18 protein-coding genes and 1 pseudogene are annotated in these 18,765 nt (G+C 68.9%); 12 read left to right on the forward strand and 7 right to left on the reverse strand.

What is annotated here, in order from left to right:
• Nucleotides 1-379 precede the first annotated feature (379 nt).
• On the forward strand, nucleotides 380-1,594 hold the full coding sequence (locus ACIP5O_RS00540; protein ID WP_401286780.1) for a restriction endonuclease: 1,215 nt from the start codon (nucleotides 380-382) through the stop codon (nucleotides 1,592-1,594).
• A gap of 97 nt (nucleotides 1,595-1,691) precedes the next feature.
• On the opposite strand, the gene ACIP5O_RS00545 is transcribed toward ACIP5O_RS00540, so the two are convergent.
• The gene (locus tag ACIP5O_RS00545; protein ID WP_401288074.1) at nucleotides 1,692-2,537 is read right to left on the reverse strand and encodes an HNH endonuclease; all 846 of its coding nucleotides are present in this window, start codon (nucleotides 2,535-2,537) and stop codon (nucleotides 1,692-1,694) included.
• Nucleotides 2,538-3,366: 829 nt separating this feature from the next.
• Between ACIP5O_RS00545 and ACIP5O_RS00550 the strand changes: the two genes are divergently transcribed.
• From ACIP5O_RS00550 to ACIP5O_RS00565, 4 genes are all read left to right on the forward strand, one after another.
• Entirely contained in the window at nucleotides 3,367-3,783 is a 417-nt protein-coding gene (locus ACIP5O_RS00550) for a hypothetical protein (RefSeq protein WP_401286783.1), read from the forward strand.
• 66 nt (nucleotides 3,784-3,849) lie between these two features.
• Nucleotides 3,850-4,524, forward strand: coding sequence for an ABC transporter ATP-binding protein (locus ACIP5O_RS00555; protein ID WP_401286786.1), 675 nt, complete (start codon nucleotides 3,850-3,852; stop codon nucleotides 4,522-4,524).
• The gene (locus tag ACIP5O_RS00560) at nucleotides 4,521-6,776 is read left to right on the forward strand and encodes an FtsX-like permease family protein (protein ID WP_401286789.1); all 2,256 of its coding nucleotides are present in this window, start codon (nucleotides 4,521-4,523) and stop codon (nucleotides 6,774-6,776) included. The genes ACIP5O_RS00555 and ACIP5O_RS00560 overlap by 4 nt, the downstream gene beginning before the upstream one ends.
• Nucleotides 6,777-6,853: 77 nt before the next feature.
• Nucleotides 6,854-7,066 carry a DUF4287 domain-containing protein gene (locus ACIP5O_RS00565; RefSeq protein WP_356548685.1) on the forward strand — a complete coding sequence of 71 codons (213 nt, stop codon included), beginning with the start codon at nucleotides 6,854-6,856 and terminating at the stop codon, nucleotides 7,064-7,066.
• A 4-nt stretch (nucleotides 7,067-7,070) separates the two neighbouring features.
• Here ACIP5O_RS00565 and ACIP5O_RS00570 read toward each other — a convergent pair whose 3' ends face one another.
• Nucleotides 7,071-8,261 (reverse strand): MFS transporter, encoded by a 1,191-nt coding sequence (locus ACIP5O_RS00570; protein ID WP_401286792.1) that lies wholly within the window; start codon nucleotides 8,259-8,261, stop codon nucleotides 7,071-7,073.
• 204 nt (nucleotides 8,262-8,465) lie between these two features.
• Here ACIP5O_RS00570 and ACIP5O_RS00575 point away from each other — a divergent pair, with 204 nt between their 5' ends.
• From ACIP5O_RS00575 to ACIP5O_RS00585, 3 genes and pseudogenes are all read left to right on the forward strand, one after another.
• Nucleotides 8,466-9,446: a DUF5937 family protein gene (locus ACIP5O_RS00575; RefSeq protein ID WP_401286795.1), complete on the forward strand. Its 981-nt coding sequence runs from the start codon at nucleotides 8,466-8,468 to the stop codon at nucleotides 9,444-9,446.
• A 130-nt stretch (nucleotides 9,447-9,576) separates the two neighbouring features.
• On the forward strand, nucleotides 9,577-10,191 hold the full coding sequence (locus tag ACIP5O_RS00580) for an aldo/keto reductase (RefSeq protein WP_401288077.1): 615 nt from the start codon (nucleotides 9,577-9,579) through the stop codon (nucleotides 10,189-10,191).
• A gap of 128 nt (nucleotides 10,192-10,319) precedes the next feature.
• Nucleotides 10,320-10,562: pseudogene (locus ACIP5O_RS00585) on the forward strand (transposase); the annotation flags it as partial.
• A gap of 205 nt (nucleotides 10,563-10,767) precedes the next feature.
• Here the strand turns inward: ACIP5O_RS00585 and ACIP5O_RS00590 are convergent.
• From ACIP5O_RS00590 to ACIP5O_RS00600, 3 genes are all read right to left on the reverse strand, one after another.
• Nucleotides 10,768-11,103, reverse strand: a complete 336-nt coding sequence (locus ACIP5O_RS00590; protein ID WP_401286797.1) for an SCO4225 family membrane protein — start codon at nucleotides 11,101-11,103, stop codon at nucleotides 10,768-10,770.
• A 92-nt stretch (nucleotides 11,104-11,195) separates the two neighbouring features.
• Nucleotides 11,196-11,426 carry a hypothetical protein gene (locus ACIP5O_RS00595; protein WP_401286800.1) on the reverse strand — a complete coding sequence of 77 codons (231 nt, stop codon included), beginning with the start codon at nucleotides 11,424-11,426 and terminating at the stop codon, nucleotides 11,196-11,198.
• Between the two features lie 29 nt (nucleotides 11,427-11,455).
• The gene (locus tag ACIP5O_RS00600) at nucleotides 11,456-12,085 is read right to left on the reverse strand and encodes a MarC family protein (protein ID WP_401286803.1); all 630 of its coding nucleotides are present in this window, start codon (nucleotides 12,083-12,085) and stop codon (nucleotides 11,456-11,458) included.
• A 337-nt stretch (nucleotides 12,086-12,422) separates the two neighbouring features.
• Here ACIP5O_RS00600 and ACIP5O_RS00605 point away from each other — a divergent pair, with 337 nt between their 5' ends.
• On the forward strand, nucleotides 12,423-14,603 hold the full coding sequence (locus tag ACIP5O_RS00605) for a TerD family protein (protein WP_401288079.1): 2,181 nt from the start codon (nucleotides 12,423-12,425) through the stop codon (nucleotides 14,601-14,603).
• A 262-nt stretch (nucleotides 14,604-14,865) separates the two neighbouring features.
• Nucleotides 14,866-15,153 (forward strand): metal-sensitive transcriptional regulator, encoded by a 288-nt coding sequence (locus tag ACIP5O_RS00610; RefSeq protein ID WP_383437089.1) that lies wholly within the window; start codon nucleotides 14,866-14,868, stop codon nucleotides 15,151-15,153.
• A 22-nt stretch (nucleotides 15,154-15,175) separates the two neighbouring features.
• Here ACIP5O_RS00610 and wrbA read toward each other — a convergent pair whose 3' ends face one another.
• Nucleotides 15,176-15,784: an NAD(P)H:quinone oxidoreductase gene (wrbA, locus tag ACIP5O_RS00615; protein WP_356539830.1), complete on the reverse strand. Its 609-nt coding sequence runs from the start codon at nucleotides 15,782-15,784 to the stop codon at nucleotides 15,176-15,178.
• 243 nt (nucleotides 15,785-16,027) lie between these two features.
• On the opposite strand from wrbA, the gene ACIP5O_RS00620 reads away from it, so the two are divergent.
• Complete coding sequence (locus tag ACIP5O_RS00620; protein ID WP_401286808.1) at nucleotides 16,028-16,672, forward strand: TetR/AcrR family transcriptional regulator; 645 nt, start codon at nucleotides 16,028-16,030, stop codon at nucleotides 16,670-16,672.
• A gap of 213 nt (nucleotides 16,673-16,885) precedes the next feature.
• Here ACIP5O_RS00620 and ACIP5O_RS00625 read toward each other — a convergent pair whose 3' ends face one another.
• Entirely contained in the window at nucleotides 16,886-17,989 is a 1,104-nt protein-coding gene (locus ACIP5O_RS00625) for an erythromycin esterase family protein (RefSeq protein WP_401286811.1), read from the reverse strand.
• A gap of 51 nt (nucleotides 17,990-18,040) precedes the next feature.
• Here ACIP5O_RS00625 and ACIP5O_RS00630 point away from each other — a divergent pair, with 51 nt between their 5' ends.
• Nucleotides 18,041-18,625, forward strand: a complete 585-nt coding sequence (locus ACIP5O_RS00630; RefSeq protein ID WP_401286814.1) for an RBBP9/YdeN family alpha/beta hydrolase — start codon at nucleotides 18,041-18,043, stop codon at nucleotides 18,623-18,625.
• Nucleotides 18,626-18,765 lie beyond the last annotated feature (140 nt).

An 18,765-nucleotide genomic window follows, 5' to 3' on the forward strand; every position in this document is an offset into this window, starting at 1 on the left:
CTGTGCGCCCTGAGGGCGCGGCAAGCGTCCCTAGAGTCGCTCATCCGCTAGTCGGTACGGGCGGGCGGGTAGGGCGCCACATGTCGGGCCGGGCAGGCGCCCGCGGAAGAGCAGATGCTGGGTAGGGCCTGTGAGCATCCCCGCGTTAGGTAGATTCCAGAGGTCCATGGGCCATGCGTGGGCCATGGAGTTCCGCTTGTAAACCAAAATGGCCGCTGAGCGGACATATAGAGACACTCGCTTGTCGGTCTTGAAAGCCGTCACGGTCGTTGCCGAAGAGGGAGGTAGTGGCAGTAGGCCCACCGCGGCGTTCGAACGCAGGGGGCACCCCGGTGGCCGACGTGTGGTCCTGTCAGCGGAGGTTGATAGGAGTAGCGGTATGGCTCTTCCTTCGCAAGCACCTGGGCAGGACGTTCCCTTCGATCAGCTCAGCGAGGCTGATCTAGTGCTGGATGCCGTCTATGCCGGTGGCTCGTCAGGACACTCTGGAGACGATGCACTGGCTCGGCTGCTGCCGGGGACTGGGAACCAGGGAGGGTTCCGGTATGCCGGCTCGCCGACCAAGGGGACAGTCCGGCTCGCTGTCCTGTACACCAGCGGCGGCGAGGTGGACTGGCCTGACTACCTGGACACCGAAACGGGGACGTTCACCTACTACGGCGACAACAAGACGCCTGGCAAAGGTCTGCACAAGACGCCGCGCAACGGCAACGTCCTTCTGCGGGATGCCTTCGAGCACTCTCACGGCACGGCTGGTGACCGCGGTACCAAAGTGCCTCCTTTTCTGCTCTTCGAGAAGGCCCGGGCCAAAGGACGGGCCGTGCGCTTTCGGGGCTTGCTTGCTCCCGGTGGGCCCACGCTGACCTCAGACGATGAGCTGGCAGCCATCTGGCGGTCAACCGAGGGGAAGAGGTTCCAGAACTACCGCTCGCGCTTCACCGTGCTGGACGTCGAGCGGGTCTCCCGCAGATGGATCAGCCATGTCCTCGGCGGTGGCAATGTGCTCGAAGGAGGATGTCCCGAGGTCTGGAAGACCTGGGTGCAAAGCCGCGTCTACCGGTCGTTGCTGGCTCCTGCCACAACCACTATCCGCTCCACCGCGGACCAGTTGCCCGCAGACAAGACGGGCAAGGCGATGCTGGAAGAGATCCGCCAGCACTTCCTGGGGCGGGAGTCTGACTTCGAGGCCTGCGCTGTGGCCATATGGCGCCTGATCGCTCCGTCCACCGGCGCAGTCGATGTGACCCGCCCGAGTCGCGATGGAGGACGCGATGCTGTCGGGGCGTACGTGCTCGGTCCGCCGGCCAGCCCGATCAGCATCGACTTCGCACTTGAGGCCAAGTGCTACAGCCCGGACAACGGCGTCGGAGTCCGTGAAGTCTCGCGTCTCATCTCCCGCATCCGGCACCGCAACTTCGGCGTGCTGGTCAGCACGTCCTACTTCAACCGGCAGGTGCAGAGCGAGGTACAGGAGGACGGGCACCCGATCGCGCTTGTCTGCGGCCGCGACATCATCGAAGCACTCCGGCAGCACGGCCGGACCGGTGTTCCCGCGGTGCGTGACTGGCTGCAGCAGAGTTTCCCTGAGCGGTAGATAGGCTCTCTGATCGTCTCTGCGCCGGAGGCCCGGCCCGACACAAAGTCGGCCCGGGCCTTCAAGGGCTCTCAGGAATAGGGGTCTGTGAGAGGAGTCAGTCCTCGGTGTCCTTACGGCGCTTGCGCTCCCGCTCGTAAGCCTTGACTGCTTCCGGCGCTCCTTCAGTCGGCCAAGGCTTCCAGGCACGCAGCTCGTAGGTCACCGCGGTTACTCCGTTCTCCTTGACCCGGTGCGCGGCGATGTCCCATCCCAGGACGAACCGCAGCTCTCGCAACCGCTTCTTCGGATCTCCCTTGTGGGTATCGCGAGCCACGATCTGGATGAGTTCTGCCGGGGTCGGCTCCCCCTTGTCAGCGAACGCCTTGAGAAGCTCTCCGATCCGCTCCCAGGGGTTCGTCCGGCGGATGGCCTGGCCGAGTGCGTCACCGTAGGGGTTGAGCGACTTGAAGAAGGCGCGCTTGCCGTTGTTGTGCGGCTGGCAGAGTGGTTCAAGGTTGTCCAGCTCTGTCTCGCCTCCCCAGGAGTGCGGAATGATGTGGTCGATCTGGAGCCGTGCTTCCTTCGGCCCGGCACCGCACATCGCGCAGAACCGTCCCTTGACAGTGAACACCTCCGCCTGAAGCTTCGGGCTGATCTTCCCAGCGTCACTGACGGGCGTCTCGCTCCACCCCTCAAGCCGGTAGACCCACTTCGCGTCCCCCTCCCGCCGGTAAGAATCCACCTTGAAGTGGTTACGCACTTCCCGCAGACGGCGCTGTGTGTGCACGTTCCCCTTCCCGAAGACCTCCCGGGACCGCTCGATCCACTCGTCCATGGTCGGCGGGTCCTCGCGCCGCTTCAGTAGAAAACGGCATGCCTCTGCCGTCTCGCGGCTCGAAAACAGCGTGTCGATCTCCGTACTGTCCCAGGCCGGCAGGGCCCGTTCCGCCGTCTCGCCCATCGTCACCACTCGTGCCTCCCCTAGCGAACGTCAGCCCTGACGGCTGACAGACCAGACCATAGAGGGCGGCATCACGTTCATCAAGCGACTACACCCATGCCGCCTTGGCGCTCGAAACTCACTATAGCGCTCTGACCTGCATGTTTACCGATTCCTCCGGCGTCGAAAATCGCCTCTCCGCACCTCGTTTCCGGCGGCGAGAACTGTGATCCTCAGCTATGGGCAAGCACGTCACGAGGTGGCTTAGCACTGGCAAGCTGTTGTTCTGGTCTTTGTCCAGTACGCAGCCGAACGCCGCGGTATACCGACGTGCACACACCGCTTCCGAGCTGCTGGGCGTACCCCCGCGAACCCCCGCGCACGACTGTGCGCACAGTTGGAAAGCGTGTTGGGGGCAACCCCTCACGAGTTCGAATCTCGTATCCTCCGCCAGTGCCTCACCGGGCACGATGTTGAAGGGCCCCACCGTTCGCGGTGGGGCCCTTCGACGTTCTCAGACCCTCTGGGAAGCCGGCTGTGCACCTGTGACGTCCACCACGGTTGCCAGCGTCTTCCCCAGAAACGATTCCGCATATCGGTCGGTTTCCGATGCGCTTTCCCTTGTTGACCCTGGCCGTCAACTCTGAATCTTTTCGTCAGCCACGACACCCTGCCCCTCCCTGCCCGGACGTGCCGAGAACCACTCCTACAGGGTGAGGAGGAGCAGAAGAGGCCCCCTTCACTTGATCGAGGGTTTAAGAGCGGAAGGCACGTTCCTGCGGCATCCGGCACGCAATTATGCCGATACGTTCTGTGACGGTCAGTCGACACTCGATCAACAGGGGTACTGATGAGGAAGATTACCGCAGCGGTGCTTACCGCCGGATTGTTCTTCGGAGGGGTGGGGGCGGCCGTGGCCGACTCCGCGTGGCACGGCACGAAGGACTTCGTGACGGGCGGAGCACGGTTCGAAGAAGCGAAGTACAAGTGGGAGGAGCCGGGGCAGATGCACGGCGCATTCCACATCAAAGGAAGGCTGGTCGACGCCGGCTTTAGGGACAACCACAACGTCTATCTGCAGGTGAAGGTTCACGGCTACGGGTGGAACCGTTTCAACGGCACGCAGAAGAAGAGTGTCTGGATCGACAAGATCGTCTACGACGGAGCCACTCGGTACACGAGGTCGGCTGAGGTCCGTGTGTGCCAGAACCGCGGCTCCCTCCGTCCTGACAACTGCTCCTTCCCGAGGCCTTTCGAACGCCCCTGACGAAGCAATTGGTCTCTACGGGAGCCGCCAGCCAGCGGCTCCCGCCCTATAGGAGTACGCATCCCGATGGACGTCATCCTCCGCGCCGAAGGCGTGGATCTCTTTTACGGCACCCAGCAGGCTGTCATCGGTGTCGATTTCACGCTCAAGCGCGGCGAAGTGGCCGCCATCATGGGCAGCAGCGGATCGGGCAAGTCGTCGCTGCTGTACTGCCTCGCCGGAGTCCTGCCGCCCACCAACGGATCGGTGACCTTCGACGGGGAGCGACTGTCCTGCCTCCCCGACGGGGAACTCAGCGCGCTGCGGCGCACACGGCTGGGCTTCGTCTTCCAGTACGGGGAGTTACTGCCGGAGCTGACCGTCGAGGAGAACGCCGCGCTTCCTCTCCGGCTCGCCGGTATCAGCAAGGACCACGCCCACGCCATGGCCGGCCAGGTGCTGAAGCGCCTCGGTATGAGTGATCTGGCCCGGCGCAGGACCTCGAAGCTGTCGGGTGGTCAGAGCCAGCGTGTGGCAGTCGCCCGAGCTCTGGTCCATCGGCCGGACGTGGTGTTCGCGGATGAGCCGACCGGGGCGCTCGACAGTGTCAACGCGGCTGCTGTGCTGGATGAATTCCTTCAGCTTGCGCGGAGGCAGAAGACCGCGGTGATCATCGTCACTCATGACGCCGATGTCGCGGCGAAGGCCGATACGCAGTACACGATGACGGACGGTGTTCTGGCTCAGCGGGTGACGGTGTGAACCCGTTTCTCCTTGGGATGCGCCTGCTGTGGGGTAGCGGACGCAGGGGGCGGGTCCGTTTTCTGCTGATGACGCTCGGATCGGCGTTGGGGGTGGCTTGTCTTGCCGCCACCCTCACCATTCCCACGATCATCGCCGCCAATGACGCACGTGTGACAAACCGAGCAGTACATCCGGGAAACAACAAGAACGCCGTCTATCAGGAATTCCTGGACCCCTATGGTTCACAGCGACTGCGTCGGGTCTTCATCGGGCGTACGGGAACTGGTCACGTGCCCGCACCTCCCGGAGTGAAGGAACTTCCTCACGCAGGCGAAGCCGTCATCTCTCCAAAGCTGGCGAAGGTCCTGGAGGACAATCCTCGTGCCGCAGGGCTTGTGCCCGGACGTGTGATCGGTGCCATCGCGCCGGCGGGACTGGGCGGTCCTGATGAGCTGTACGCCTACATCGGCGTGCCTCCCACCGAACTCAGCGCAGCCAGGCCTCTGGGTCACTTCGGGTCCACGTACACGAAACACGAGCTCATCGATCCCTCAACCATCGACATCCTGCGGTTCACTCTCGGATGCATCGTCCTGCTCCCGCTCGTCATCTTCCTTTCCGTCTGCGCACGACTGTCCGGTGAGTCCCGTGCACGCCGACTCGCCGCCCTTCGGCTTGTCGGGCTCAGCGCGAAGGACACACTTCGAGTCAATTCCGGAGAGAGTGTGGCGGCTGTTTTCCTGGGGGCCGTACTGGGGCTACTGGGATACCTCGGCGTGAACGAAATCATGGCACGCATCGGACTGCCCGGACTGCGCTGGTATCCGGAAGACGGACGTCCCGAGATGACCACGTTGATCGCATGCCTGCTGGGCTGCCCGGCCCTCGCCGCCCTCGTAAGTCGGGTCGGCGCTCAGCAGGCCGCCTTATCACCCATCAGTGTGCGCCGGACCGGAGAGCGAAAGCCGCCCAAGAAGTACGGGACGGTGTTACTGATTCCAGGCATCGGGATCATTGGCGGCTATTGCGTGCTTAGCGCCATGGGGAAAGACCCGTCGGGTGGTCCGGCCAGCGCCCTACTGGTCCCGGGCGCCGTCCTGTTGACCGGTGCGGGGCTTGTGCTCGGCCTGGCGCCCATCACAGCGTGGCTATCACAACGCCTTGCAAAAAATTCGGAATCCTTTACGTTGACGTTGGCCATGCGTCGGACGGAAGTCGATCCAGGAAGCGCACTTCGAGTGGCAACCGGTCTCGTACTGCTTGTATTCGGCGCATCGCTCACTCAAGGGGTACTTATCGAGCTGGACCAGGTGAGCCGACGTACGGCACCCGTTCAGGAGTACGGCATCCCTCTTGCCGAGTTGAGCGCTCAACAGCACTCGCAGGCCATCAACCTGAGTGGTGTAAATGCTCACGTCTTGTCTGTCGATTCATGGCAAGGGAGCCCCGAAGAGGATCGGCCGCGCGTGAGCGGCGTCGTTGCCACGTGCACCCAGTTGGCAGCCTTCAGCAAGTCCATTCGTGGCTGCGTCGACAACAAAGTAATGATTCTCAGGGATCCGGACTACTTTTTTGATGAGGATGTGCAGCCCGGAAGAAAATTCCCCTTCCTGTTGAGCGACGGGCGAAAGATGGATGTCGCTGTTCCTCAAGCCACCATCGCAGCTCAGTTTTACGATCCCTCAGAGGTCAACGGCCCAAGCCTCCTCATCCCACCCTCGATGATTCCTCGAGGCACTCATATCGCAAACGCCAGCCTCGTACTAGTCAGCTCTTCCGACCCCACTACCATCCGCTCCGTCCTGGACGGCATCGGTGCCATCGCCCCCACCGTCTCCGTAGACCCCGTCGGCATCGTGATCGATTCGCTTGCTCAGTTGACGGTGATTCGGAGTCTGCTCGTCGTCGGGATGGTGCTCGGGTTGGTGATCGGGGTGGCCGCGTTCGTCGTGTCCGTGGCTGATCGGGCCATGGAGCGGCGGGGGCAGGTGACCGCGCTCGCGTTGTTGGGGGCTCGGGCTGGGACGTTGCGGTTGGTGCAGGTGGTGCAGGTGGTGTTGCCGTTGGTGGTAGGGCTGGGGGCGGCGATCGTGGCCGGGTGGCTTGCCGAGTCCAGTTATCTGATCACCGGGGGTGGAGCGGTGCACTGGGACTGGGAGGGGCTGCCCCTGCTGTTCGTCTGTGCGCTGGGCGTGGTGCTCGTGGCCGCGCTCGCCTCCGTGCCCATGGTGCGACGGCACGTCGATCCCGAGCACATCCGGCGGGATTGAGGTCGATCGGAGCGATGAGTTTCTGGTGGGGTGGGGGTCTTAATCGGTGACCGTCCATCACAACCCAGGAGATCGTCGTGGCCGAGAACGTCGTCAAGGGTCCCGCCAGTTACTTCCCCTCCATCGAGAAGAAGTACGGGCGGCCGGTCGGCGAGTGGCTGGAGATCGTCCGGTCCTCGCCGCTCACCCGGCACATGGAGCTGGTCTCCTGGCTGAAGGCCGAGCACGGCCTCGGCCACGGGCACGCGAACGCGCTCGTGGCCCATGTCCGGGCGGCCGGCAAGGAGTAGGGCCTCAGGCCGCCAGCGTGTGGACCGTGCGGCGTTCGATCCTGGTCCTCAGGGCCAGGGTCGCCGCCGCCGCGGCCGTGCCCGCCGCCAGGGCCGTCCACCACAGCACCGCCGGGCCCAGCGTCGTGTAGACGGTGACGCCCAGCGTCAGGGCCGCGAAGCGGGCCGTCCCCCACGTCCAGCCGAAGGCGCCCTGGTAGCGGCCGCGGGCGTGCGCCGGGGCCAGGTTGGCGACGACGCTCGCCGCGATGCCGGCCACCACCACCTCCCCGAGCGACCAGACCACGACCGACACCGTGTAGCCGACGACCCCGTCCGCGAGGCCGGTGAGCGCCACGCCCGCCGCGATCAGCACGCTGCCCGCGCTCTGCACCGCCATCTGCGGCAGCTTCGCCAGCCACGCCGTCACGAACGGCTGGAGCGCCACCACCAGGACCGCGTTGACCGCCGCCATCGACCCGTACACCGCCGGGGAGAGGCCGCTGTCGTGGATCGCGAGCGGCAGGGCCACCTCGGTGAGCGAGTACACGAAGAGCTGGATCCCGAAGAGGGGGAGGGTGAGGAGCGCCAGGCGGTCCCGGAGGACCACTCCGTAGCCGATTCCCTTCTCCGCCCGTTCGGCTTCCGTCGGGCGCTTCGGCTCCCTCAGGCGGACCGTCACCACCAGCGCGTACAGGAGCATCGAACCCGCGTCCACCGCGAAGAGGAGCCAGTACCCGTGGGCCGCGAGGTAGCCGCCCAGGACTCCCCCGACCGCCGTTCCGATGTTCACGCCCCAGCCGAAGAGGGCGTACGCACGCCGGCGCCGTCCGCTGTCCACCGCGTCCGCGAGCAGCGCGTACGCGGCCGGTGAGACGGTGCTGCCCGCCGCGCTGATCAGGAACGCGGCCGCCGCCATCGTCCAGACGCCGGGTGCGAGGAACAGCGCCCCCTGCGCCGCCGCCGCGCCGATCAGGCCGATGAGCATGGTGGGGCGGCGGCCGACGCGGTCGGCGAGGACGCCTCCGACGGCGGGGCCGAGGAGGTTGCCCGCGCCCAGGGCGCCGAGGACGTACGAGGTGTCGGAGCCGGTCACTCCCCGCGAGGCGAGGAAGAACACCAGGAACGGGGTGACGAGGTAGCCGAGGCGGTTGACGATCGTTCCGGCGAAGAGCGTCCAGACGACGGGCGGGAGGTCACGGAAGGTGGTGGGCATGGGGGGAGATTGCTCCCGCCGTGCTCCTTCCCTCCAATGATTAAGGTGGGAGCGAATCCATTGGTTGTTCGGGCGTTGTTTCGTCGTTTCGTCGCTTCGTCGCTTCTGCAGTCGTCAGTTCGTCGCTTCCTCAGTTCGTCGCTTCGTCAGTTCGTGGCTTCGTCAGTTCGTCGCTTCGTCAGTTCGTCGTCTCGGGGGCCTCGCATGGAATACGAACTCAGCTTCTCCGCCGCCGATCTCGCCCAGACCCGCTTCGCCGTCTCCCCCCTCTGGGAGGTCGTCACCAGCTTCCGGGTCCTCGCCCAGCGGTCCGACTCCGCCCCACACCAGCGCTGGGCCGCGCAGGTCCGGCCCCGGATCGTGCGCGCCGGGCTCGACCGCGGGCGGCTCGCCGCGCTCGTGCCCGCCGACGGATACCTCGCGGACTTCCTCAACCCCACCCCCGCCGGGCCCTTCCCCACCCTCGGCACCGAGCTCGACGCCGTCCGCCGCACCCCCGCCGAGCAGGTGCGCGAGGACCTGCGGAAGCTCGCCCTCGAAAGGAGGAGCGGTGGAGCGGGGCTCCAGGACCTCCACGACGATCCCGAGGCCGTCCTGCCGAAGGTCACCGACGAGATCGAGTCCTACTGGGAGCTCGCCCTCGCCCCCTACTGGGCCCGCGTCCAGAAGGTCCTGGAGGCCGACGTCTTCCACCGGGCCCGGCAGGTCGCCGAGCACGGTTCGGCCCGGGTCCTGGGCGAACTCCACGAGACCGTACGGTGGGACGACGGCACCCTGCGCCTCGTACGGCGCCACTGCGCGCTCACCCGCGACCAGGCCGGGTCCGGGCTGCTGCTCGTCCCCTCCGTCTTCGTCTGGCCCCGGGTGCTCACCCGTTCCGTCCACCCCGATCCGCCCCAACTCGCCTATCCGGCACGGGGTTTCGGTACCGTGTGGGAACCCCGTACCACCGCCGCCACGGACGCCGTCGCCGCCGTCCTCGGCCGTTCCCGGACCCTGCTCCTCGCCGCGCTCGACACCCCGGCCTCCACCACCCAGCTCGCCACGCACTCCGGGCTCTCCGCCGCCGGGGTCTCCCAGCACCTCATCGCCCTGCGGAACGCCGGTCTCGTCACCTCCCACCGCAGCGGACGCTCCGTCCTCTACGCCCGCACCTCCGTCGCCGATCAGCTCCTCAACCCTTAGGGGAGGGGGGAACGGAGTCTGTTCCCGCAGGGCTTGTCCTCGAGTGCGCTCCAGCTCCTACGGTGCGCGCACGCGCTACCGGGTACTCGGTGGAACCGCGATCGAAGTCAGCACGTACTGCCTCGGCGCGATGATGTTCGGCGCCGTCGGCAATCCGGACCGCCAGGAGTCCGTACGGGTCATCCACTCCGCCCTCGCCACCAAGGTGTACTTCCCGACGGGCGAGGGGCCCAACAGGAGCGGTTCGTCGCGCCGTTGGATCACCCTCGCCGTCGAGAACAGCCTGCGCCGGTTCCGGACCGAGCAGCCGCCGTACTCGCTGCTCGCCCGGGGCGTGGAGACGTCCGTGCTGCCCGTCGCCCAGCGGTACGGGATGGGCGTGCCGGCCTGGAGCCCGCTCGCCTCCGGCTTCCTCACCGGCCGGTGCCGCAAGGGGCAGAAGGGGCAGCCGGTCGACCCGGGGCAGGGGCGCGCCGCCCTCACCCCGCACCGTTGCGATCCCGCCCTGCCGGAGAACGTCGCCAAGCTCGACGCCGTCGAGGAGTTCACCGTCCTCGCGGACGAGATCGGGTGCACCCTGCCCGAGCCGGCCGTCGCGTTCGCCGCCGCGCATCCGGCGGTGTCCTCCGTGATCATCGGGCCCCGGACCATGGAGCGGCTGGAAGGGCTGCTCAAGGGCGCGTCCGTCGTCCTCACCGAACCCTCCCTGCGGAGGCGGCCATGGGGAGAACGGGCGGCGGCCTGAGGACCGCCCGGCGCCGGAGCACCCCGGGGTCTGATCGGCCGGTCGCCCTCTGGGACTCGTCCGGCCGATCATGCGACTACTCCGTGCCCGAGTCGCTTCTGTGGGCGTGGGGCGGGGTGATCCCAGTAATGCCGAGTACTGCCAACTGCTGCCAACTGCTGCCGAGTGATGCCGAGTGGGAGCGGCTGCGGCCGTTCCTTCCGGTCGGTAATGGGCGGTGTGGCAGGTGGCGGGATCACCGGCAGGTGATCGACGGGATTCTGCACCGGGTGCGGGCCGGGACGCAGTGGCGTGACCTTCCCGAACGGTTCGGGCCGTGGAAGACCGTCTATGAGCGTCACCGCTTGTGGTCGGTCGACGGCACGACCGACCACAAGAAGCGCAACACCGTCGAGCGGGCGATCAGTCGGCTGAAGCAGTTGCCACGCAGCTGAGCCCACGAGGCAGTGACGTCGTGCAATCTGGAGTGCCCGGTGTCCGCGAGGGCAGTGGACGGGCGGGGCGAGAGCGCGAAGACGACGTACCCGTTATTTCCTTGTCGGCGACAGGGCGTTTTGCGGAGTCGGGGCAGGGTTTTCACGTGGTGGCGCGGGCCTGTCGCTCCGGGTTTCCCCGGAGTCCCCGGTACGCGAGGCCGAGGAGGAAGGAGTGGAGCAGCGCGGAGAAGGCCAGTACGGCGATGAAGTACCCGGTCGCCAGGCCCGTGTCGCCGTCCGCGAAGTCGGGGAGGAGCAGGAGCATGCTGGTGGGCGCGGTGATCAGGAGGATCCAGACGGCCGCGAAGCCGCTGTCCGCGGTCGCCGAGGCGAATACCAGGGGGAGCGCCGCTGCGACCACCAGGCCGAGGTAGACCAGTGAGGCGGGGTTGGCGAACGTGAGCCGGACGAGAGTGCGCGGACGGCTGTCTCGCATGATCGATTCCTCCTGGACGGGACCGGTGCCGCCGTGTCGACGACGGTTCCAGCATGCGGCGGGGCGGCCCCCTGGCGCCTGAGTAGCGCTACTCAACCCGTTGTAGTGGTCTGCGCGTTGAGGGCCGCGTAGCCGATCACTGCGGCGGGGGCCGGGTCGGCGCCGGAAGGGATACCGCAGGTGGGACGCCGCGATGCCGGTACGGGATCAGCTGCCCCGGAGACGACGACCTCGTCGTCGCGCGTGCAGTCGGTGTGTCCGTGGTGCACGACAGCGTGATCGGAGGCCTCTTCCGGTGTCTGCTGAAGTACGGCGGTGTCCATGCCGCCCTCGAAGATCGCCCGGACAAGTCCTATTGCCGGGCGTCCAGGTCCGGTACCCCCAGGTCGGAGAGGCCGTCGAGGACCAGGTCGACGCCGACGGCGGCGAGCAGGAGGCCTAGGAGGCGGCCGAGGAGCTCGATCGTGGCGTGGTGGGTGTGGAGCAGGACCCGGGTGAGGAGCAGGACGCAGATCAGGTCGAGGGCGATGACCGCCACGTACGCCCCGACCACCGTCGAACGCCAGCTGAAGGTGTCGCGGGCGGCCCCCTCGATGAGTACCGCCGTCAGGGCGAGCGGGCTCACGACGTACGGCATGAGCAGTTCGCGCACCCCGCTGAGCAGGTCGGGGGCGTCCTGGTGGACTCCGTCGGAGCCCAGGTGGAGGCCGAGGACGAGGCCGACGGCGTAGAGGAAGAAGATCAGGCCGCCCGCGAGCTGGAGGGCGGGGGTGCTGATGTGGAAGAGGTCGAGCAGCCAGGGGGCCGTGATGCCGGCGAGGAGGCCCACGAGGACGGCCGCGGCCGAGGAGATGAGGGCGATGGTCCGCAGCTGGCGGGCGGGGTGGACCTGGGCGAGGCCGGCGAAGGAGAGGAGCACCTTCGGCGGGCCGACGACGGAGAAGAAGGTGATGAAGGCGGCGGAGAAGGTGAATGCGTTCACGTTTGCATCATGAAGCGGGCGGGTGATTTATCCCGTTCTTCGGATGCGCTTCCGCGCGGTGTCGGGAACGACGGTCCGGCTCCGGTCGGCTTCCGGTCTACCCGGTGGCCGTCCGGTTGATGGACGGGAGGGGGCCAAGTCCGGACTGGCCCCACGCTTGGCACTGATCCCTCCTCTGACCCTGATCCCGGTTTCACGTGAAACCACGGGCTCCGGACTTCCTCCCCCTCCCCTTGGTCAAAACTTCACCTTGTCCACTCGATCTCCCGTTGTGGACGTTACGGTTCCCGTGAGGCGCAGATCACATTGCGAGGGTCCGGGGGGACACGTGCACGAGATGCTCAAGGGAGCCAACATCGGGCTGGCCGCCCTCAGTGAGGACACTGGTGCGGTCATCGTCGGGCTGAGCTGGAGCAGTGCGACGGGCGACGGCGACGCCGACGTCTCGTTGCTGCTCCTCGACGGCGACGGCAAGGTCCGTGGCGACGCCGACTTCTACTTCTACAACCGCCCCGCCGCCGAGGACGGCAGCGTGCAACTCCTGGGCAAGGTTCCGACGGAGAACGGCAGTGAGGACCGGATCAGTCTGGACCTCACGGCGATCCCCGAGGACGTCGTCCGGATCGTGGTGGCCGCGAGCCAGGACGGTGGCGCCCGTTTCGGCGACCTGGACGACCTGCGCATGACGGTCACGGACCGGTCGGGCGAGCCGCTGCTCGGCTTCTCCATCACGGACGCCACGGTCGAGACGGCCTTCATCTTCGGCGAGCTCTACCGGCGGAACGAGGAGTGGAAGTTCCGTGCCGTCGGCCAGGGGTACGAAACCGGACTCGCCGGGCTCGCCACCGACTTCGGCATCGCCGTCGAGGTCGAGGAAGACGACGAGCAGGGAGCCCACGGAGAACACGGAGAGCACAGCGGGGGTGGTGAGGGCGGCGAGGCCGTCAGAGGTACGGAGAAGGCCGGCGGTGCTGCGCTGATTCCGGCGCCTCGGACGCCCGTCACGGACGTGGCTTCCCTCGCTGGTGCGGCTCCCGCCATCGGTGCGGCTCCCGGAACCTGCACGGGCCCCGTCATCGGTGCGGCCGCCGGAATCGTTGCGGCCTCCCCTACCAGTCCGGCCATCGCGCCCGTTCCGCCCGGCGGGGCGGACGAGGCCGTCGGGCGGCGGCGTGGCACGCGTACGGCCAAGAAGAAGGTCACACTCCCGAAGGCCGCGAAGAAGTCGCTCGCGGAGAACGACTCCTGGAAGCCCGCCCGGCTCTTCCCCGTGCCCTCCTACAAGAGCGACCGGGAGCGCGAGGTGCGCGCCACGTCGGTGCTGCTCTCCGTGATGGCGGAGGTCCCGGAGTTCGGGCGGCGCCTCACCGCCGGATTCGGGGCGCCCGCCGGCCGGATGCAGACCTTCACCGAGGTGTCGCTCCCCCACGGGGACAGCCCGAAGCGCCCGGACGGCGTCATCCGTACGGAGCGGGCCGGGAAGCTCTGGACCGCGCTCGTCGAGACCAAGACCAACGGCAACCCGCTGAAGTCCGAGCAGGTCCAGAACTACATGGACATCGCCGCGCGGCGTGGGTACGAGGCCGTCATCACCCTGTCCAACGACGTGGCCCTGGAAGGCAGCCCCCTCGTCGAGGTCAAGACGGACGGGCGGCGCAAGCACAAGGTGTCGCTGTGGCACCTCTCCTGGGCCGAGGTCGCCCACCAGGCCCAGATGCTGATCCGGCACGAGGGCGTCGGGAACGCGGCGCACGCCTGGCTGCTCCAGGAGCTGCTCCACTACCTCCAGCACGAGAACTCCGGCTGCCACGGCTTCCAGAACATGGGGCCGGCCTGGGTGCCCGTGCGCAACGGCATCGACACCGAGACCCTGTGCCAGGGCGACCTCCGCGCCGTGGAGGTCGTGGAGAGCTGGGAGCGCCTGATCCGCCAGGTCTGCCTCCGGCTGGGCGGCGAACTCGGGCAGAAGGCGCTGCCCGTGCAGCGGGCCAGACGCGGCACCGACCCGAAGTCCCGCCGTGCGGAGCTGGCCGACCGGCTCTGCGAGGAGGGGAGGCTGTCCGCGGAGGTACGGGTCGACGGCGCCCGGAGCATCCTGTCCGTGACGGCCGACCTCCGCACCGGGAAGATCCGCACCTCCATGGACGTCCCCGCCCCGGACGGCGCCTATCCGCTCTCGGTCGCGAAGCGCCTCCTGCGCGTCCTGGAGGAGGCCCCGGCCGATCTGCACGTGGAGACCCTGCTCGACGGGCGGAACGGGCCGCGCGGGACGCTGGAGAGGCTGCGGCCGGAGCCGGGCGACCTGCTGCCGAGGGACGGTGCCGCCATCACCGGCTTCCGGCTCTCGCTCTTCAAGGGGATGGGCAGCGGCCGGGGCAGCGCGGAGTCGGGGTTCATCCGCAGCGTCGACGACGCCGTCGACCGTTTCTACGGATCGGTCGTCACCCACCTGGGACAGTTCGAGCAGCGTCGGCCCGCCCGGGTGCGGCAGACGACCGAGCCCTCCGTCGTCGGCTGAGCCCGGGGGACTCGGAGGCCGGGGGACTCGGAGGCCGGGGGACTCGGAGCCCGGAGGACTCGGAGCCCGGAGGACTCGGAGGCCGGAGGACTCGGAGGCCGGGGGACTCAGAGGCCGGGGGCCGGGGGCCTTGGAGGCAGAGAGGCCCCCGGCCCCCGGTCGCCCGCCGTCGGTGGGGTTCTCCAGGTGTCATCCTTGGACTACGACGGAGCCCCGGGTCGGGGAGTAAATTACCCCCCGGGGTATCTGTGGAGGAGACGTTGTGGAACTCGATCTCGCGGGCGCGGAGCTCAAGGCCGTGCTGAACCGGCTGCGCCGGGCTCAGGGGCAGATCTCCGGGGTGATCCGGATGATCGAGGAGGGCCGGGACTGCGAGGAGGTCGTGACCCAGCTCGCCGCCGCCTCCCGGGCCCTCGACCGGGCCGGCTTCGCGATCATCGCGACCGGACTCCAGCAGTGCCTGACCGAGGTCGAGGACGGGCGGAAGGACGGCGAGGACCGCGACGCCATGCGGGCCCGCCTCGAGAAGCTCTTCCTCTCCCTGGCCTGACCCGCCCGGGCGCCGCGAGGCCTCAGGCGTCCGCCAGGCCCTTCAGGCGCTTCGTGATCCGGGTGAGGCGCTCGCCCTGGTAGCGGGCGGCGGCGAGGACGTCCTCGCCGGGTTCGCCGTGGGCGCCGGGGTGGGCGGTCCCGTAGGGGTTGCCGCCCGCCGCGTACACCGACGGGTCGGTGAAGCCCGGCGAGACGATGACCGAGCCCCAGTGGTGGAAGGTGTTGTAGAGGGCGAGCAGCGTCGACTCGTTGCCGCCGTGGACGTTGTGGGCGCTGGTGAAGGCGGTCGCGGGCTTGTCCGCCATGACGCCCCGCTGCCACAGGCCGCCCGACGTGTCGATGTACTGCTTGAGCTGCGCGGCCACGTTCCCGAAGCGGGTCGGGGAGCCGAGGGCGTACCCGTCCGCCCACTCCAGGTCGTCGAGCGTGGCGACCTCCACGTCGCCGGTGGCGTCCACGTGGGCGCGCCAGGCCGGGTTCGCGTCGATCGCGGCGTCCGGGGCGAGCTCGGGCACCCGGCGCAGGCGCACCTCGGCGCCCGCCTTCTCCGCGCCCTCGGCGACGGCCTGGGCGAGGCGGTGGACGGTGCCGGTGGCCGAGTAGTGGATGACGGCGATCTTGACGGACATGACGGACTCTCCTCGATCTCTTTTTCGATCTCTTCCGTGGTGTCTTCTGCGGCGTTTTTCGCAGTGCCTTCCGCGGTGACTTCCGCGGCGTTTTCGCGACCGAGCCAGCTTGACCCCAAGAAGTGGATCGCTATCCGCTTCCTCGACCGAGCCTAAGCGGATCCGTATCCGCTTCGCAAGAGGGGCAGGTATGCTCGATTGCGGGGGCAGCGCCGCAGGGCAGAAGGGCAGGAGTCCGCAGAGATGAGCACCGAGAACCCGCGGGCCGGGGAGCGCGCGACCGCGCCCCCGCTCGGTCTGCTCCCCACCCTCGACGCCCCCGCCCCCGAGCGCGCCGACGCGGCCCGCAACCGGCGCAGGATCCTCGACGCGGCCGCCCGGATCGTCGCCGAGCAGGGCCCCGACGCCGTCACCATGAACCAGGTCGCCCACGCCAGCGGCATCGGCGTCGGCACCGTCTACCGGCGCTTCGGCGACGTCTCCCAGCTCCTGTGGGCGCTCCTCGACGACCGCGAGCGCCAGTTCCAGGAGGCGTACATGAACGGCCCGCCGCCGCTCGGGCCCGGCGCCCCGACCGCCGAACGGCTCGACGCCTTCCTCGACGCGCTCGTCGACCGGGTCGCCGAGCAGCGCGCGATCCTGCTCGCCGCGCACTCCGCCGCGCCCCGCGCCCGGTACCACAGCGGCGCGTACCGGGTGATGCACACGCACGTCGCCCTGCTCATCGGACAGCTCAGGCCGGGGTCGGACGGCGCGCTCCTCGCGCACCTGCTGCTCGCGCCCTTCTCCCCCGACGTCATGCACCACCTGACCGTCGAGCAGGAGCTCTCGGGCGAGCGCCTCAAGGCGGGCGTACGGGAACTCCTCACGCTGCGCGAGAACCCCTGAGGGCCCTAGGGCCTGTCCGGCGGATCAGGGTCGGGTAGGCCGCGGCGTCTGGTGCATGGGGTCTCCCCAGGCCCTCAAGGGCCTAGGGGAAGCATCGCAAGGCGCCGGAGCGGCTCGATAGCGGAGCTATCGGGACGTTTCGGCAACGCGGCGAGGTACCGTGCCAGGCGTCGCGGCCCCGGCCATGATCCGCCGGACAGGCCCTAGGGGGCGTCAGAGCGGTCGCGACGGGGTCGAGACCGGTACGTACGCCAGACCGTCGTACTCCTCCCCCGGCACCACCGGCGTCACGTTCCGGTGGTGGACGAACCGGGCCACGTACGCCCCGTGCGTGCGCGTCGGGTACGTCCGCCGCGTCCACTCCTCGTGCGCGCGGGACCGCAGGTCCAGCAGACGCGCGTCCGCGGACTTCGGAGAGGCCGCCGCGAGCAGCGCCTCCAGGGTGTCCGGGCCCGCCGGGCCGGTCCGGTTCACCGCCACCCGCGACGGCCGTTTCAGGCGGGGTCCCCAGGGACCCGGCCACATCCGCCGGGCCCGGAAGGCGCCCTCGCCGAAGAAGAGGCCGAGCGCGTAGTACGCGGGCCCGTACCGCTCCCGCAGCCGGGCGCCGAGCGCCGCGCCCCGGACGCCCACGTGCCCGTTGTGCGCCCACACGGCGACCCCGGCGCCGCCCGCCGCGGCCACCGTCTCGTCGACCGCGTCCGCCATGTGCCCGTCCCTGACCCGCCACAGCCGCTCGCCGGGCTCGGCCGTGGCCACGTCCGCCGCCCGCGCCAGGACACGGGCGTGCCACCGGTCCGCGTCGCCTAAGGCACCCGAAGCACCCGAAGCACCCGTCTCCAGCGCCTCCGCCGCCGCGAGGAGTTCCGCCCTGCGCTCCGGGAGCCGGCCCGGCTGTGCGTCCGCCAGTACGGAGAGGACCCCCGCGCGCTCCGGACCGAAGTGCGCCACCGACGCCCCGCTCCGCTGCGGGTCGATCCCCGCGAAGCCGATCCGGTCCGCGCGGGGCCGCCCCCGGTTGTAGGAGCGCATCCACTCCAGGAGGTCCAGGACCTCCCGCGTCCGCCAGGTCCAGAACCCGAGGCCGGTCAGGGCGGTCGCCGCGTCGCCCGTGCCGTCCCTGACGTACGCGTCGACCGCGGGCCCCGCCGAGGCGCTCGCCTCCATCGCGAGCGTACGGAAGCCGTGCTCGGTCACCAGGTGCTCGAACAGGCGGTGCTTGAGGCGGAAGAACTCCGCCGTCCCGTGCGTGGACTCGCCCAGACCGACGACCCGCACCCCGTCCAGCGCCGCCCCGAACTCCTCCAGACCGTCCACACCCCGGAACCTATCTGGACCTCCGGGCGCCCCGGAACGCACGATCACGCCATGACGACCGAGAACGACACCGCCGCCAAGACCTTCCTGATCCTGCACGGCTTCCAGAACCACCGTCCGCCCGGCCACTGGCAGCACTGGCTCGCCGAGCGGCTGCGGGAGCGCGGGCACGAGGTCCGCTACCCGCAGCTGCCCTCGCCGGACGCGCCCGTGCTCGCGGAGTGGCTCGACGCCCTGGAGGAGCACGGGAAGCGGCCCGCCCGGGGCGAGTTCGTGGTCCTCGCGCACAGCCTGTCCGTGCTGCTGTGGCTGCGTGCCGGCGCACGCAGGCCGGACGCCGACCGGGTGCTGCTCGTCGCCCCGCCCTCGCCGTCGGTGACCTCCTCGATCCCCGAGATCGCCGCCTTCGCCGACGGGCTCGACCTCACGGAGACCGGCCTCGGGGCGCGCCTCGTGCACGGGGGCGGCGACCCGTACTGCCCCGAGGGCGCCGACCTGCACTACGGCCGCCCGCTCGGCCTCGACCTCGACCTCGTACCGGACGGCGGACACCTCAGCCCCGCCCACGGGTACGGGGACTGGCCCTCGGTCCTGGAGTGGTGCGAGGACCCGTCGGTGCGGGTGAAGGGCCGGTAGACCTCCCTCAGGGCCCGTCGGAACTCTGACAGGGTCCGTCGAAAACCCTGACAGGGCCCGTCGGAACCCCGACAGGGCCCGTGGGAAACCCGACAGGGCCCGTCGGAAACCCCCGGCAGGCCCCGCCGACGCCCCGATAG

Origin of the sequence: Streptomyces sp. NPDC088915 (assembly GCF_044749825.1) — a bacterium.
Classification (GTDB): Bacteria; Actinomycetota; Actinomycetes; order Streptomycetales; family Streptomycetaceae; genus Streptomyces.

Bases quoted from the DNA above. Each gene is read 5' to 3' on its own strand.
- ACIP5O_RS00580 (WP_401288077.1), top strand. From the start codon at position 9,577: ATGATGTTCGGCGCCGTCGGCAATCCGGACCGCCAGGAGTCCGTACGG.
- ACIP5O_RS00595 (WP_401286800.1), bottom strand. From the start codon at position 11,426: ATGGACACCGCCGTACTTCAGCAGACACCGGAAGAGGCCTCCGATCAC.
- ACIP5O_RS00545 (WP_401288074.1), bottom strand. From the start codon at position 2,537: ATGGGCGAGACGGCGGAACGGGCCCTGCCGGCCTGGGACAGTACGGAG.
- ACIP5O_RS00550 (WP_401286783.1), top strand. From the start codon at position 3,367: ATGAGGAAGATTACCGCAGCGGTGCTTACCGCCGGATTGTTCTTCGGA.
- ACIP5O_RS00555 (WP_401286786.1), top strand. From the start codon at position 3,850: ATGGACGTCATCCTCCGCGCCGAAGGCGTGGATCTCTTTTACGGCACC.
- ACIP5O_RS00630 (WP_401286814.1), top strand. From the start codon at position 18,041: ATGACGACCGAGAACGACACCGCCGCCAAGACCTTCCTGATCCTGCAC.
- ACIP5O_RS00620 (WP_401286808.1), top strand. From the start codon at position 16,028: ATGAGCACCGAGAACCCGCGGGCCGGGGAGCGCGCGACCGCGCCCCCG.
- ACIP5O_RS00605 (WP_401288079.1), top strand. From the start codon at position 12,423: ATGCTCAAGGGAGCCAACATCGGGCTGGCCGCCCTCAGTGAGGACACT.
- ACIP5O_RS00570 (WP_401286792.1), bottom strand. From the start codon at position 8,261: ATGCCCACCACCTTCCGTGACCTCCCGCCCGTCGTCTGGACGCTCTTC.
- wrbA (WP_356539830.1), bottom strand. From the start codon at position 15,784: ATGTCCGTCAAGATCGCCGTCATCCACTACTCGGCCACCGGCACCGTC.
- ACIP5O_RS00575 (WP_401286795.1), top strand. From the start codon at position 8,466: ATGGAATACGAACTCAGCTTCTCCGCCGCCGATCTCGCCCAGACCCGC.
- ACIP5O_RS00540 (WP_401286780.1), top strand. From the start codon at position 380: ATGGCTCTTCCTTCGCAAGCACCTGGGCAGGACGTTCCCTTCGATCAG.
- ACIP5O_RS00590 (WP_401286797.1), bottom strand. From the start codon at position 11,103: ATGCGAGACAGCCGTCCGCGCACTCTCGTCCGGCTCACGTTCGCCAAC.